The sequence below is a fragment of the Anaerotignum lactatifermentans genome, from assembly GCF_014982935.1.
Lineage (GTDB): Bacteria > Bacillota > Clostridia > Lachnospirales > Anaerotignaceae > Anaerotignum > Anaerotignum lactatifermentans.
Map to the genome: position 1 here is coordinate 26,410 of NZ_JADCKK010000012.1, position 13,959 is coordinate 40,368.

Here is a 13,959-nt window from a genome sequence, read left to right on the forward strand (position 1 = left end):
ATATGGGAAGTTTAGCAGAAGAACTGATGAACGAGCTGAACTGTGAAACGGCATTTACCATTCCTGTGTTTGGCGGGATACCGGTTCCCGAATCCGTGGTAGCTACATGGATCATCATGGCTTTTCTTGTAGTGGCTTCGCTTTACCTGACCAGAAATCTGCAAATCGTGCCAACAGGAAAACGTCAGGTTTTTGTGGAATCCTGTGTGACATTTTTACAGGATTTTTTCACGGGGATTTTTGGTGAACATGGCAAAAGATATGTGCCATATCTGGGAACGGTGCTTCTGTTCATAGGCTGTGCGAACCTCATCGGACTTTTTGGCATCAAACCGCCAACAAAAGATCTGAATGTGACAGCAGGACTTGCCATCATGAGCATTGTGCTCATTGAGTACGCAGGCATTCATCAGAAAGGTGTGAAAGGCTGGGTTAAAAGCTTTGCAGAGCCTATGCCAATCATTACCCCCATTAATATTTTGGAAATCTTTATCAAGCCGCTGTCTCTTTGCATGCGACTTTTCGGGAATGTATTGGGTGCATTTGTTGTTATGGAATTGATTAAAATCATTGTACCAGCAGTCATTCCAGTGGCATTCAGCCTGTACTTCGATATTTTCGATGGACTGATTCAGGCTTATGTATTTGTATTCTTGACCGCTTTGTTTATCAAAGAAGCCATAGAGTAATAAAAAGATGAAATTAGGATATTCAAGGAGGAAATAAAAATGACAACTTTAATCGCGATTGGTGCAGGTATTGCAGTATTGACAGGTATTGGCGCAGGTATCGGTATTGGTATCGCTACTTCTAAAGCAGTAGAATCTATTGCAAGACAGCCCGAAGCAGAAAGCAAAATCAGCAAAACACTGCTGCTTGGTGCCGCACTGGCCGAAGCAACTGCAATTTACGGCTTTGTTATCGCATTGCTGATTATCCTGTTCTTAGGCTGATAAAAGGAGAATGTGGAAATGTTAACGCTGAATTGGAATATTATTTGGACTTTTGTTGATTTGATCGTACTGTATGTCCTTATGAAAAAATTTCTGTTCGCAAGGGTACAAAAAGTTCTGGATCAGCGGCAGGAAATGATTCAGGGACAGATGGATCATGCCAAAGAGCAGGAAGCATTGGCAAACCAGAATCTCCAGCAGGCACAGGAAACCGTGGAAAATGCCACAAAAGAGGCAAGGGAAAAGGCGCAGCGCATTTTGGAAGCAGCCAGCAAAAAAGAAAAAGAACAATTGCAGGCTTCTGAAGAAGAGGCAAAACGCATTTTGATTTCATCCAGAAAGCAGGCTGAGCAGGAACGAAAAAAACTGCTGGCAGATACTCAGGATGAAATGGTTACCATTGCCATGCTTGCAGCTAGAAAAGCAGTGGGAAACAATATCAACGAAGAAAAAGAAAAAGCGCTCTTTGAAGATTTGCTGAAGAAGGTAGGTGAAGCGTGATGGCAGAAAATTTCACAAAAGAATTTTTTGAAGAAAATCGAATTTTGAAGGCGATCATTCATTATGCCAAAAGACCTTCTGAAGGAGATTTACAGGAGCTGAAAAAAATCCTCCAGAAAACATATAATGCCACAGACGTGGTACTGGAGGAACATCAACATGATGACATTCTGGGCGGTTATATGCTCCAGATTGGGAATAAAGTTTTTGACAATACATTCAAACTGACTTTTGATAAACTGGAACGTCAGCTTCGGAAAGAAAAAGGCAGAGAAGATATCATCTCCATTATGAAAAGTGATATCAATGGTTTTGAAGATGAATTTTCCATTGAAGAAGGCGGCTATGTACACCATCTTCATGATGGGATTGCTGCGGTAAAAGGTATCTCCAAAGCCATGTATGGTGAAATCGTATTGTTTGAAAACGGTCTGAAAGGTCTGGTACAGAATATCGACGAAACAGAAATCCTTTGCATGGTTCTGGGTGATGAACAGACTTTGACAGAAGGTACCCGTGTGCTGCGTACCAAACGCAGAGCCGGTATTCCCGTAGGGGACAGCATTCTGGGACGTGTTGTGGATGCCCTGGGTGCGCCCATTGACGGTAAAGGTGAAATTGAAGCAAAAGATTGGTATATGCTGGAAAGAAAAGCTGCCGGCGTTATTGAAAGACAGTCTGTCAATGTTCCTTTGCAGACAGGTATCATGGCGATTGACTCCATGTTTCCCATTGGTCGTGGTCAGAGGGAATTGATCATCGGCGACAGACAGACTGGTAAAACAGCCATTGCCATTGATACCATTCTGAACCAGAAAGATAAAGATGTGATCTGTGTATATGTAGCCATTGGGCAGAAAGCCTCTACCATTGCACAGGTAATGACCAATTTGAAAAAACATGGTGCAATGGACTATACCGTTGTTGTTGCGGCAACAGCCAGCGCACCGGCGGCATTGCAGTATCTGGCACCTTATTCCGGTACTGCCATTGCGGAATACTTCATGGATCAGGGAAAAGACGTTCTGATCATTTATGATGATCTGTCAAAACATGCGGTGGCATATCGTGCACTGTCACTGTTGCTGGAACGTTCTCCAGGACGTGAAGCATATCCCGGTGACGTATTCTATCTGCACTCCAGACTGCTGGAACGTTCCTGTCGTATGGATGAAGCCCATGGCGGCGGCTCCATTACAGCACTGCCCATTATCGAAACACAGGCAGGGGACGTTTCTGCGTACATCCCTACCAACGTTATTTCTATTACCGATGGTCAGATTTATCTGGAAAGCGATTTGTTCTTTGAAGGCTTCCGTCCTGCGGTTAACGTAGGTCTTTCCGTATCCCGTGTAGGTGGTGCGGCGCAGACAAAAGCCATCAAGAGCGTAAGCGGTACCCTGCGTATCGACTTGGCACAGTATAAGGAAATCGAATCCTTCTCCCAGTTCAGTTCTGAACTGGATACCAGCACAAGAGAACAGATCGAATATGGTCAGCAGCTGATGGAATTGCTGAAACAGCCTTTGTATCAGCCAAAATCTCTGGAAAGACAGGTTATTACCCTTTGTGTTGCCACTAGCAGAAAACTCCTTGGTATTCCCAAAGAAAAAGTTGCTGGTTTTGTATCTGACTTTTATGGATACATGGAAGAAAATAAACCTGAAATTCTGGAATTTATCAGAAATGAAAAACAATTTACACCGGAACAGAAAGAAGCTGTTCTGGCAGAATTAGACGTATTCAAGAAGGAGCAAGGATATGGCAAGCAGTAAAGAAATTCAGGATCGTATGAAAAGTATTTCAGACACCATGAAGATCACCAATGCAATGTATCTGATCTCCTCATCCAAATTGCGAAAAGCAAGAAAAAATATGGAGCAGGTGCATGATTACTTTTATACCATTCGCCGAAGCATTGGCGATATTTTGCATCATATACCAGAAATGGAACATCGCTTTTTGGAACCTGTAGATGGACCCAATTTTGCCGGAAAACGGGCTTATATTGTTATCACGGCAGATAAAGGTCTTGCCGGGGCATACAATTTGAACGTGGAAAAGAAAGCAGAGCAGGAATATCACGAACATCCAAATGCCCGTTTCTTTGTTGTTGGGCTGGTTGGTCGCCATTATTTTCAGCACAAACAGATCCCCATCGAAGAAGACTTTTTGTATTCTTCCCAAAAGCCTACCTTACAGCGGGCAAGACAGATTACAGTTGACTTGCTGGAAGAAGTGCGTAATGAAAGCGTACAGGAAGTGTACATCATTTTCACACGTATGAAAAATGGCTTGCAGTCAGAACCTGTCATGATGAAACTGCTGCCCCTTTCTCGTGAACAGTTTCATCATAAAGATATGGGTCTGCCGGAAGGTGACGAACCGGAAGTACCGGAAGAATTTTTCCCGGATGCGGTTTCTGTGTTCAATCAACTGGCACCTATCACCATGCAGGGTATTATTTTCAGTGCATTGACAGAAAGTTACTGTGCCGAACTCAATGACCGTATGGTTGCCATGGATGGCGCAACCAAAAACGGAACGGAAATGTTACAGCAATTGCAGCTGCAGTACAACCGCTTGCGGCAGGGCAGTATCACACAGGAAATCACAGAAGTCATTGCTGGTGCGAAAGCCCAGAAAAAGAAGCGGTTGTAAAGGAGGAACTGGTGTATGGAACAAGGAAAAATCATACAAATCATGGGTGCTGTTGTGGACGTGCGTTTTCCACAGGAGCATGTACCCAAAATTCAGGAAGCACTGACTGTTGTGGTAGAAGACCATACACGGGTAATGGAAGTAGCACAGCAGTTGGGGGAAGGCGTCGTGCGCTGTATCATGATGGATACCAGCGAAGGTCTTTCCAAAGGATTGGAAGTTACCGCAACAGGTGCCGGTATTACGGTTCCTGTTGGCGAAAAAGTATTGGGCAGAATGTTTAACCTTTTGGGGGAACCCATTGACGGCGGAGAACCTGTGCAGTCAGAAGAACACTGGTCTATTCACCGGAAAGCCCCTGATTTTGAAAAACAAAGCCCCGCAGTAGAAATACTGGAAACAGGCATCAAAGTTATTGACTTGCTGGCACCTTACGCAAAGGGCGGTAAGATTGGTCTGTTCGGTGGTGCTGGTGTTGGGAAAACCGTATTGATTCAGGAACTGATTCATAATGTAGCAACAGAACATGGCGGTTATTCCATCTTCACAGGCGTTGGCGAACGTTCCAGGGAAGGCAATGACCTGTATTGGGAAATGAAAGACTCTGGTGTTTTGAGTAAAACCGCACTTGTATTCGGTCAGATGAATGAAGTACCAGGTGCCAGAATGCGTGTTGCAGAAACAGGCTTGACTATGGCAGAATATTTCCGTGACAGAGAACATCAGGACGTACTGCTGTTCATCGATAATATTTATCGTTTTGTACAGGCTGGTTCTGAAGTATCCGCATTGCTGGGTCGTATGCCTTCTGCCGTTGGTTATCAGCCTACACTGGCAAATGAACTGGGTCAGTTACAGGAACGTATCACTTCCACAACAGATGGGTCTATCACTTCTGTACAGGCAGTATATGTGCCTGCCGATGACTTGACTGACCCTGCGCCTTCTACTACATTTGCCCATCTGGATGCCACAACAGTATTGTCCAGAAAAATTGTGGAACAGGGTATTTACCCCGCTGTTGACCCCTTGGCATCTTCCTCCAGAATTCTGGAAGCGGACATCGTAGGGGAAGAACATTATCAGACAGCTATGAAGGTACAGCAGATGCTGCAGAAATATCAGGAATTGCAGGATATTATCGCAATTCTGGGTATGGATGAACTGAGTGATGAAGATAAACAGACTGTTTATCGTGCAAGAAAGATTCAGCGTTTCCTGTCTCAGCCATTCTCTGTGGCTGAAAACTTTACAGGCGTTAAAGGTGTATATATCCCTCTGGCAGAAACTGTACGAGGATTCAAAGCCATCGTATCTGGTGAAATGGATGACTATCCAGAAGCAGCATTCTTCAACGTCGGCACCATTGATGATGTGAAGAAGAAAGCAGAACTGATGGCACAGGGCGCATAAGGAGGCGGCAATATGACACAGTTTCAATTGAAGATTTCCTCCAGCAGTGGTCTGTTCTATGAAGGTACCTGCGAAAGTTTGGTAGTGCCTACCAGCGATGGGGAATATGGCGTTCTGGCGAACCATGTTTCCATGGTAATCGGTATTGCCATTGGCATCCTGCGTTACAAAATGGATGGAAAATGGTATTATGTGGCTGTTGGACAGGGATTTGCTCGTGTCGTAGGGAATACAGTCACCATGGTCGTAGACAGTGCCGAAAGACCGGAAGACGTTGACGCAAAACGTGCGCAGGAAGCAAAAGAACGTGCGGAAGAACGCATAGCTTTGCAGACAAGCCGAAAAGAGTATTATCGCGGTCAAATGGCTATGGCCAGAGCTATGACGCGTTTGAAAATCAAAGAAAAGAAATTTATGTGATAATTTTGATGAAGTAGTAGTATGGAATGAAAAGGCAGAGCCGTGGACGGTTCTGCCTTTTCTGATGTGATATGGGAAAATTAAATTTGACGGAATGGAAAACAAGGACCATAATGGAATCAGTACAGATTGTGAGGAGAGGATTGAATGCGGATATTGGTTGTAGAAGACGAAATGGATATGAACCGTTTGTTGGTAAAGACACTGAAACGAGAAGGATATAGCGTAGACGGCTGTTTTGATGGAGAAGAAGCTTGGCTCCACCTCATGGGTGCGGAATATGATGCTGTGGTACTGGATGTGATGATGCCCAAAAAGGACGGCTATACGCTGATACAGGAACTGCGTGATAAAGGAAAAGACATTCCTGTATTGTTTTTGACTGCAAAAGACAGTATCGCAGACAGAGTCAAAGGATTGGACTTAGGGGCAGACGATTATTTAATTAAGCCCTTTGATTTTGATGAACTTTTGGCAAGAATTCGAGCAATGACACGAAAACATGTTGGGAATAGAAACAATAGTTTTACAGCGGGAAATTTGACGATGGATGTGAAAAGCCATGTTGTCACAAGAGATGGGAAAGAAATCACTCTGCTGCCAAAGGAATTTTCTATTCTGGAATATCTTTTGCGGAACAAGGGGAATGTTGTATCCAGAGAACAGATTGAAGATCGTATTTGGAATTATGAGTATTCGGGCAATTCCAATAATGTGGATGTGTATATGAGTAAATTACGGAAGAAAATTGATGATGGATATGACACAAAACTTATCCATACCATCCGCGGCGTTGGCTGGGTACTGCGCGAAGACGAACAAGGGGGAAAATCATGAAACGTGTTTCCATTAAGCTGAAAATCACCATCTGGTATTTCATACTTATGACCATTATGAGCGTGCTGATGATTGGTTTTCTTTGGTTTGTCAGCAATGCGGTTACAACCCAGACAGCCATGAACAATGTATTTCAGGTGGTGCGCAGCAATTTAGATGAAGTGGATGTAGCAGATGGAAAATTGCAGCTGGGTAATGAATTCCAGTTTTATCAAAATGGTGTATACACTGTAATTTATAGCCAGAAAGCATCTTTGCTGGCAGGACAGATACCTGCGTCTTTCACTGTTTCAGAACCCTTTGAAAATGGCTTGACGCGCATGGTTTCCAATGGAGAGAATCGGTTTTATGTTTTTGATCTTTGGTGCCCATTTGGCTGGGATGATGGTGTGTGGGTAAGAGGGGTCATGGAAGTATCTGAAGATACTCTAATGATTCGAAATCTGGTTATGAGTTCCGTTGCAGCCATGCCTATCTTTATTCTGCTGGCTACCATTGGCGGTTATTTGATTGCAAAGCGTGCTTTCCGGCCGCTGGAACAGATGATACAAAAAGCAGATACCATTAGCGAAGCATCTGACTTGTCTGCACGAATGGAAATTCCGGAAGGAAATAATGAATTTACCAGATTGGCAACGACTTTTGATAAAATGCTTGAAAGGCTGGAAAAATCTTTTGAAGCGGAACAGCAGTTTACTGCCGATGCTTCCCATGAATTGAGAACACCTACTTCTGTTATCAAAAGCGCCTGTGAGTATGCGAAAAAATATGAAGAAACGCCGGAAGAACGAGCAGAAACCATTGATATGATTTATCGGCAGGCAGTAAAAATGTCGGATTTGATTTCTGAACTCCTCAGCATTACCCGATTGGATCAGGGAACGGAGTCTGTGAAATTTGCGCCTGTAAATTTTGTTGGATTGATTCATAAGACTTGTGAAGAAAATGGATATGACCTTACAAGATTCCATTTTGCATTGGATGAGAATATGGTGTTGCAGCTGGATATGTCTTTGATGGGACGGCTGATTCAGAATCTGGTGGAAAATGCTATCAAATATGGAAAGCCGGATGGACAGATTTGGATAAAGCTGGAACAGAAGGGCAATGAGGTTTTGTTCCATGTGCAGGATGATGGCATCGGCATTGCCAAAGAGGAACAGGAAAAAATCTGGAAGCGTTTTTACCAAGTGGATGCTTCTCGTACTGGCAAACGTGGTGCAGGCTTGGGGCTTTCCATGGTACAGAAGATTGCGGAACTGCATCATGGATATATGGAGTTGGAAAGCACACTGGGAAAAGGCAGTACATTTACACTTCATTTGCCAGCGTCACAGAAATAAGAAAAAATTTAAAAATTCTTTCCAAATTTCATGTTTCTTTCATGTTTGCAGGTTATGATAAGTACAACAAAGAAAACAAACATAACCGAAGCAAAAAGGGAGGCGTTTATATGAAATATTTAGGTAGATTGACAGTAATGACAGCGGCAGCGTGGATGATGACAGGCTGTGTACAGCAGACAAAACAGGCAGAATATCTGGGCGTTGATGCAGCAAAAGCCATTGCGTTGGCAGCGGCAGATATTACGGAAAGTGACGCCGTGTTTACCACAGCGGAATTGGAAGAAAAAAATGGACTTTCCTACTATGAAATTGATTTTACTGTAGGTGGTCAGGAATATGATTATGATATCGATGCCATCAGTGGTAAGATCATTGAGAACCAGACAAAGGCAGTGGACGATACAGCAGCAAATGAAGCTACCACAGCAAATACCACAAATGCCGCTTCTGACGGACAGGTGACACTGGAAGAAGCTAAGGAAATTGCACTGAATCATGCTGGATTGACTGCCGATGGAGTAACTTTCATCAAGGGCAAACTGGAACGTGATGACGGCAGAGAAAAATACGATATCGAATTCTATACTTCTGATTTCAAGGAATATGACTACGAAATCGATCCTCAAACAGGAGAAATCCTTTCTTATGACTATGACGCAGAAGATTATGCACCTCAAAAATCATCTACAGGAAACAGCAGTGCCATTACAGAAGCAAAAGCTAAAGAAATTGCAGTAGCGCAGGTTTCCGGTGCTACAGTGGATGACATTCGAGAATGGGAAGCAGATTATGATGATGGACGTCTGGAATATGAAGGTAAAATCTATGACGCAGATACAGAATATGAATTTACCATTGACGGATACAGCGGTTCCATCATTAGCTGGGAAACAGAACCTCTGCGCCGCTAAATAACAATCAATTACAGCAAAAACGGTTAAAGCCTCTTGGTTTTAGCCGTTTTTTTGTATTGGCGTAATTTTAAGGAATGCGTAAGAAAAAAGCCTTGACTATGAAATATTACTGATGTAATATTTAGAAAACTATTTTTTTGGTTTGAAATATTACATTTGTAATAAAATGAGGTGGAATGAATGTATAGAAAAAGGTTACTTGTTTTATGTGTGCTTGCTGCAACTTTGGGATGTTCCTGTGCAAAGATAGAAACAGAACTGCCCATAAAATCGAATGTTGATACGCAAACATCTTTTGATGAAGAAAAATCCTCTCAAATTATTGTCATTTCATTGGAAGCAATGAAAGAACAGGCTAGCAATCCTTCTGAAACGAAATTAGAGAAGGTAAAACAGGTTATGCAAAGACTGGAAGAGCAGGGATATGCTGCTGTAGACAGCAAAAATCAGATCAATATGGTTTGTGCAGATCAGGCAATTGATTTTTGTCAGGCAGTGGAAGAAAAGCAGCAGGATGATTTTATGCTTACGGTGATTTCAGATACTTTAAAGTGGACTATATATGATTTTCATTGTGAAGATGGAACTGTTACTGTAGCAAGAAATATCTATCAATACGAAGATGGCAATATGCAACTGGAAGATTCAGCCGTTTACACTGCTTTAGATTGGAAATACACAGCGGAGGGATATATCATGTTTTCCGGAAGCTGGTATTCAGAAGCATATTACCTTTTCACACTGAGTGATATGCAGGAAAAAGTTGCTCTGCGTGTCCTTCCTTTGGATGAGAAATACCGCACATTGAATGAAACTTATATGATGCCCATTAGCTATGTAAAAAACAATATGTTTCTGGTGGACTGGAGTGAGGACGATTTTTCTGCCCTTGATTTTTATGATCTGTTTGATATTTTTTACCGCCAGATTTACGGAAAAGAAGTGCCATATGGACCAAGTGATAACTTAGGTATGGGTACAGTATATCAAATTCCAAAGGAGGAATTTGAACATACCATTATGACATATCTGAATATCGACAGCCAAACATTACAGCAGAAAACATTGTATCATGCGGATACAAAAACATATGAATATCGTCCACGAGGTTTTTATGAGGCAGAATATCCAGAGCATCCATACCCAGAAGTGGTTGATTACACGGAAAATGCGGATGGAACCATTACGTTGCTTGTAAATGTGGTATTTCCCTATGAGGGTTTATCCAAAGTCTTTTCTCATGAAGTGGTGGTGCGCCCGCTGGAAAATGGCGGTGTGCAATACGTTTCCAATCATGTGATACCGTCAGAAGATAACGTAGAAGAAAGCTGGTATAAGCCGCGGCTGACGCTGGCAGAATGGGTGGAAGTTTATGGAGCGGAATAAAAATGAAATGATAAAAAGGCAGGCGAATAACTTATGAAAGAACAGATTGAAAAACTTTATGAAAAATACAGACGAGGGAGATTAAAAGCGGTTATCATATGCGTAATTGCTTATTTTGCCATGATGGGCGTTGTCAGCATGTTTTTAGGCAGTCCCTTTCCTCATAAAACACAAATTTTATTTATGGAAACCATGGCAAATGGATGGGTGAATACCCATGGATATTTGCTGATTCTTTGCGGCATTATTGGAATTATTGTGGGCATGGGCAGTATCATATATCAAATCCTCCGTGATTTTGGGCAATTCGATAAGATTCTCTTAGAAGAATGTGATACAAAAAAATATCTGGAACTCATGGAATATGCTGTATCTTATGGAACAGATATAAAACGGAAAGATTTCCAGAAGTCTGTTTTTACACTGGCGCAGCAGCGGTATGTATTGGCGCTGATGGCAGAGCATTGTTTTCCTAAGGCAATGGCTTATCTGCAAAATCATTGGCAGGGCAAGAAAACGACAAACCTTTACCAAAATACAGCATTGAGTGTGCAGCTGGCATCCTCTTTTGAAAATAGTAACGAGGAAGAATTTGCAGAATTGTATCAAAAGGGTGAAAAACTATTCCGTAAAAATGGAATTTTCTTAGAAAAGAAATTGTTTTTGGAAGGGAAGTATGCTGACGCAGTGGAACTCCTCCAGAACATCCAAAAGAAAACAAATTATCAAGAAGTGCAAAGACAGTATATGTTAGCCATGTGTTATGAAGCATTGAAAGAAACGGAGCAGGCGTCTATCTGTATGGAATATGTTGCAAAATACGGAAATACCACGCCATGCAGATATGCAGCAGAACAATGGAAGAAAGAAAATGCTTCTATAATATTGTCTGAATTGATGACAGAATAATTGAGAGATCACTCGGGGCTATTATATAAAAAACAAAGAAAGCTGGAATTCCTAAATTAGTAAAGAATTCCAGCTTTCTTATATTAATCTTTTATTTTATGGCAAAATATGCTGATCGGATAGGATGGAAAGTGCGATTTCAGATGCGCGACTGCCTGTAGCATTTTCATCAGACTGAATGTTGCAGGCAAAGATGTATGCGTGTTGTCCATCTTCTACAGAACCCACAAACCAGCCATTTATATCTTCGCCATTGACTCTTCCTGTCCCTGTTTTTCCGTATAATGCAGTGTCAGAAGAAGCAGAAAGTTGGATGGCTTCTTTGACGGCTTCGATATTTTCAGGTGCAAAATCAAATTCATTTTGATATAGTTTCGTCAGCAGTTCCACTTGTTCGATGGGGGAAATCTTCAGGGAAGATTCCATCCAATAGGAAGAAATATCTCCTGTGACATCGCCATTGCCATATCCGATTTTCTGGAAATATGCAGCAAGACGATCACTGCCAAGCTGGGCATCTAAGGTCTGAAAATACCAGTTTACAGACGATGCCATGGCAGAGGATAATGTCTGGTCAGCATTCCAAGCAGCAAACGGATTCGCTTGTCCATCCCATGCCATGAAAGAATGGTCAGGCGTTATGATGCCTTCCTCCAGAGCGAATAACGCATCATAAATTTTATAGGTGGAATCAGGAGAGATACGCTTTTCCGCCTGTTCCATATTGTAAATCTGCCATGCATCTTCTTCCAAATCATACAGCACAAAACAGCCTTCATCATCTCCAAAATAGGTTGAAAGGTCAACAGAAGTGATATTTTGGGAGGTTGTATTCCAGTCATACTGGTCCTGTTCTGCACCATAAATAGAGAATGCCGGAGAGATACCCCATAAAAACAGCGCAGCACATATGAGAATACACATACTTTTCCGCTGTTTCTTTTTTGTTGGCATTTCATATTGAACAATATGCAGGATACGCCTTTTCATTTGTTTTTTGCTGTTTATAAGACTTGCGGCTGCTGGAAAGGTTTCCAGTGCGTTTCTTTCTGCAAAACGCAGCAGAGTGTTTCCGTATTCCAAGTGCTGGGGCATATCCAGCATTTCCAATACAGCTTCATCACATGCAATTTCCTGTATGCTGCGCATTTCTTTGAAAGCGAAACCAACGAATGGATGAAACCAATACACAATACCAGCTAGATTGATGAAGTGGTTTACCAGATTATCTTTATGTTTCTCGTGTGCCAATTCATGCATCATTATGAGTCGTAAATCCTCCACACTAGAATCGTTCATTATGGAAATAGGGATATAGATTCGTGGTTTCCAAACTCCGACCAGTATGGGAGTGCGCAGAAATGCAGTGCTAAAAATGGGAATTTCTTTTGTAATACCGCATTCTTGCAAGCAGGAAACAAATAATTGGCGTACATTGTCATTCTGCACAGGCAGAGCAGATGTTTCTAGTGTTCGCAGATGCAGGTAGGAACGGCAGAACTTGATGGCTGTAATGATCATCCCGCAAAGCCAAATGCTTGCTAAGAACCATCCTAAAAAAGAATCGGAATCTTGATTGACTGAAACAGCAAAGTCATTTGCGAAGTTAAGAGCAAAATCTTTGGTTTCTCCAATATTTGAAGTGGGAACAGCCGTTGTTTTGGAAAAGAGAAAACTGTTTCCCATCGTTGGTACCCATTCCCAAATGCCTTTCAGCGAAAAGGGAAGAAAGGGTACAGCCAGCAGACATAAAAATAAAAGCCAAATCTGATATTGCCTGCGAGGCGGCAATGTTTTTCTGCATATGTGTTTCAGTAAAAATAATATGCCGATGACTCCGCAGAGATAGATATTGCAGATCAGAAAACGAATCATGAAAAGAAACATATCATTCGCCTCCTTTTCTGGAAAGAAGGGTGCGCAGTTCTTCAATGTCGGACTTCGATAATTCATCATCCTCCAGATAAGCAGAAACCATAGCTGAAATATTGCCATTGAAATAGCGGTTTAAAAAAGAATCGCTTTCCTGTTTGAGATAATCCTGTTCTTGGATAAGGGGTGTATACACAAATACCCGACTTTGTTTTTCATATGTGATGGCGCCTTTTCCCGCAAGGCGTTTGATAAGTGTGTGGATGGTTTTGGGGCTCCAATCGGTACACTGTAATAATTTATCTGTAATCTCATTGGTGTTAATGGGGGCATATTTCCAGATAACTTTCATTACTTCATATTCTGCTTCCGAAATTTGGGGAAGTTTTTTCATAAATATCACCACTTTTTAATCTTACAACTGTAATATATATTATAATTTCTACTTTGTCATAAGTCAATTTAGAAAAGCGTAGGGAGATATGTTTGATATGTTTTTATCAAAAAATATATGCAAATATGTCGTAGGCATATGGTATAAAAATGCCGAAATTACAAGGTATTGTAAGATTTCAACCAGAAATGAAAAGTGAAATTTACCAATTTTTTGATAGACAAATGTATGCAGATGTGTTATATTGTTGGCGGATGGTATTCGGAAAGAAGCTGTACCGCGATTATTTTATTTTTTATAATGATTCAGGATCGTATTGAAGACAAGCGATACCGGAAATGACAGATTTTTTA

The 13,959-nt window shown here is 41.7% G+C and carries 14 protein-coding genes; 12 read left to right on the top strand and 2 right to left on the bottom strand.

All coding sequences use genetic code 11. The annotated features are described in order from the left end of the window. Positions 1-2: 2 nt before the first annotated feature. The 12 genes from INF29_RS04735 to INF29_RS04790 all read left to right on the top strand — a co-directional run bounded on the left by INF29_RS04735 (position 3) and on the right by INF29_RS04790 (position 11,340). The gene (locus INF29_RS04735; RefSeq protein ID WP_072849574.1) at positions 3-689 is read left to right on the top strand and encodes a F0F1 ATP synthase subunit A; all 687 of its coding nucleotides are present in this window, start codon (positions 3-5) and stop codon (positions 687-689) included. Positions 690-728: 39 nt separating this feature from the next. Further along, complete coding sequence (atpE, locus tag INF29_RS04740; RefSeq protein ID WP_072849572.1) at positions 729-953, top strand: ATP synthase F0 subunit C; 225 nt, start codon at positions 729-731, stop codon at positions 951-953. An 18-nt stretch (positions 954-971) separates the two neighbouring features. Further along, positions 972-1,454: a F0F1 ATP synthase subunit B family protein gene (locus INF29_RS04745; RefSeq protein ID WP_087989502.1), complete on the top strand. Its 483-nt coding sequence runs from the start codon at positions 972-974 to the stop codon at positions 1,452-1,454. Further along, on the top strand, positions 1,454-3,229 hold the full coding sequence (gene atpA / locus INF29_RS04750) for a F0F1 ATP synthase subunit alpha (RefSeq protein ID WP_193484960.1): 1,776 nt from the start codon (positions 1,454-1,456) through the stop codon (positions 3,227-3,229). The genes INF29_RS04745 and atpA overlap by 1 nt, the downstream gene beginning before the upstream one ends. Further along, positions 3,216-4,115, top strand: coding sequence for an ATP synthase F1 subunit gamma (gene atpG, locus INF29_RS04755; protein ID WP_193484962.1), 900 nt, complete (start codon positions 3,216-3,218; stop codon positions 4,113-4,115). Before atpA ends, atpG begins: the two co-directional genes overlap by 14 nt. Positions 4,116-4,130: 15 nt before the next feature. After that, positions 4,131-5,528, top strand: coding sequence for a F0F1 ATP synthase subunit beta (atpD, locus tag INF29_RS04760; RefSeq protein WP_191344172.1), 1,398 nt, complete (start codon positions 4,131-4,133; stop codon positions 5,526-5,528). Between the two features lie 12 nt (positions 5,529-5,540). Further along, positions 5,541-5,948, top strand: a complete 408-nt coding sequence (gene atpC, locus INF29_RS04765; protein ID WP_087989498.1) for an ATP synthase F1 subunit epsilon — start codon at positions 5,541-5,543, stop codon at positions 5,946-5,948. A gap of 147 nt (positions 5,949-6,095) precedes the next feature. Continuing rightward, entirely contained in the window at positions 6,096-6,785 is a 690-nt protein-coding gene (locus INF29_RS04770) for a response regulator transcription factor (protein ID WP_087989497.1), read from the top strand. Next, positions 6,782-8,128: a HAMP domain-containing sensor histidine kinase gene (locus INF29_RS04775; protein WP_193484964.1), complete on the top strand. Its 1,347-nt coding sequence runs from the start codon at positions 6,782-6,784 to the stop codon at positions 8,126-8,128. The genes INF29_RS04770 and INF29_RS04775 overlap by 4 nt, the downstream gene beginning before the upstream one ends. Positions 8,129-8,238: 110 nt before the next feature. Continuing rightward, the gene (locus INF29_RS04780; protein WP_193484966.1) at positions 8,239-9,042 is read left to right on the top strand and encodes a PepSY domain-containing protein; all 804 of its coding nucleotides are present in this window, start codon (positions 8,239-8,241) and stop codon (positions 9,040-9,042) included. A gap of 183 nt (positions 9,043-9,225) precedes the next feature. After that, positions 9,226-10,431: a DUF6070 family protein gene (locus INF29_RS04785; protein ID WP_272872630.1), complete on the top strand. Its 1,206-nt coding sequence runs from the start codon at positions 9,226-9,228 to the stop codon at positions 10,429-10,431. A 33-nt stretch (positions 10,432-10,464) separates the two neighbouring features. After that, positions 10,465-11,340 (top strand): cyclin family protein, encoded by an 876-nt coding sequence (locus INF29_RS04790; RefSeq protein WP_193484970.1) that lies wholly within the window; start codon positions 10,465-10,467, stop codon positions 11,338-11,340. Positions 11,341-11,436: 96 nt separating this feature from the next. Here the strand turns inward: INF29_RS04790 and INF29_RS04795 are convergent, their stop codons facing one another. Both INF29_RS04795 and INF29_RS04800 read right to left on the bottom strand, forming a co-directional pair. After that, positions 11,437-13,335, bottom strand: coding sequence for a BlaR1 family beta-lactam sensor/signal transducer (locus tag INF29_RS04795; RefSeq protein ID WP_330608282.1), 1,899 nt, complete (start codon positions 13,333-13,335; stop codon positions 11,437-11,439). Continuing rightward, positions 13,229-13,606 carry a BlaI/MecI/CopY family transcriptional regulator gene (locus tag INF29_RS04800; protein ID WP_072849530.1) on the bottom strand — a complete coding sequence of 126 codons (378 nt, stop codon included), beginning with the start codon at positions 13,604-13,606 and terminating at the stop codon, positions 13,229-13,231. Before INF29_RS04800 ends, INF29_RS04795 begins: the two co-directional genes overlap by 107 nt. Positions 13,607-13,959 lie beyond the last annotated feature (353 nt).

Excerpts from the sequence above, each read along its gene's own strand:
- atpA (WP_193484960.1), top strand. The coding sequence starts at position 1,454 with ATGGCAGAAAATTTCACAAAAGAATTTTTTGAAGAAAATCGAATTTTG.
- atpD (WP_191344172.1), top strand. The coding sequence starts at position 4,131 with ATGGAACAAGGAAAAATCATACAAATCATGGGTGCTGTTGTGGACGTG.
- INF29_RS04800 (WP_072849530.1), bottom strand. The coding sequence starts at position 13,606 with ATGAAAAAACTTCCCCAAATTTCGGAAGCAGAATATGAAGTAATGAAA.
- INF29_RS04745 (WP_087989502.1), top strand. The coding sequence starts at position 972 with ATGTTAACGCTGAATTGGAATATTATTTGGACTTTTGTTGATTTGATC.
- INF29_RS04785 (WP_272872630.1), top strand. The coding sequence starts at position 9,226 with ATGTATAGAAAAAGGTTACTTGTTTTATGTGTGCTTGCTGCAACTTTG.
- INF29_RS04770 (WP_087989497.1), top strand. The coding sequence starts at position 6,096 with ATGCGGATATTGGTTGTAGAAGACGAAATGGATATGAACCGTTTGTTG.
- atpG (WP_193484962.1), top strand. The coding sequence starts at position 3,216 with ATGGCAAGCAGTAAAGAAATTCAGGATCGTATGAAAAGTATTTCAGAC.
- INF29_RS04780 (WP_193484966.1), top strand. The coding sequence starts at position 8,239 with ATGAAATATTTAGGTAGATTGACAGTAATGACAGCGGCAGCGTGGATG.
- INF29_RS04735 (WP_072849574.1), top strand. The coding sequence starts at position 3 with ATGGGAAGTTTAGCAGAAGAACTGATGAACGAGCTGAACTGTGAAACG.
- INF29_RS04795 (WP_330608282.1), bottom strand. The coding sequence starts at position 13,335 with ATGGCAATATTTCAGCTATGGTTTCTGCTTATCTGGAGGATGATGAAT.
- atpC (WP_087989498.1), top strand. The coding sequence starts at position 5,541 with ATGACACAGTTTCAATTGAAGATTTCCTCCAGCAGTGGTCTGTTCTAT.
- INF29_RS04775 (WP_193484964.1), top strand. The coding sequence starts at position 6,782 with ATGAAACGTGTTTCCATTAAGCTGAAAATCACCATCTGGTATTTCATA.
- atpE (WP_072849572.1), top strand. The coding sequence starts at position 729 with ATGACAACTTTAATCGCGATTGGTGCAGGTATTGCAGTATTGACAGGT.
- INF29_RS04790 (WP_193484970.1), top strand. The coding sequence starts at position 10,465 with ATGAAAGAACAGATTGAAAAACTTTATGAAAAATACAGACGAGGGAGA.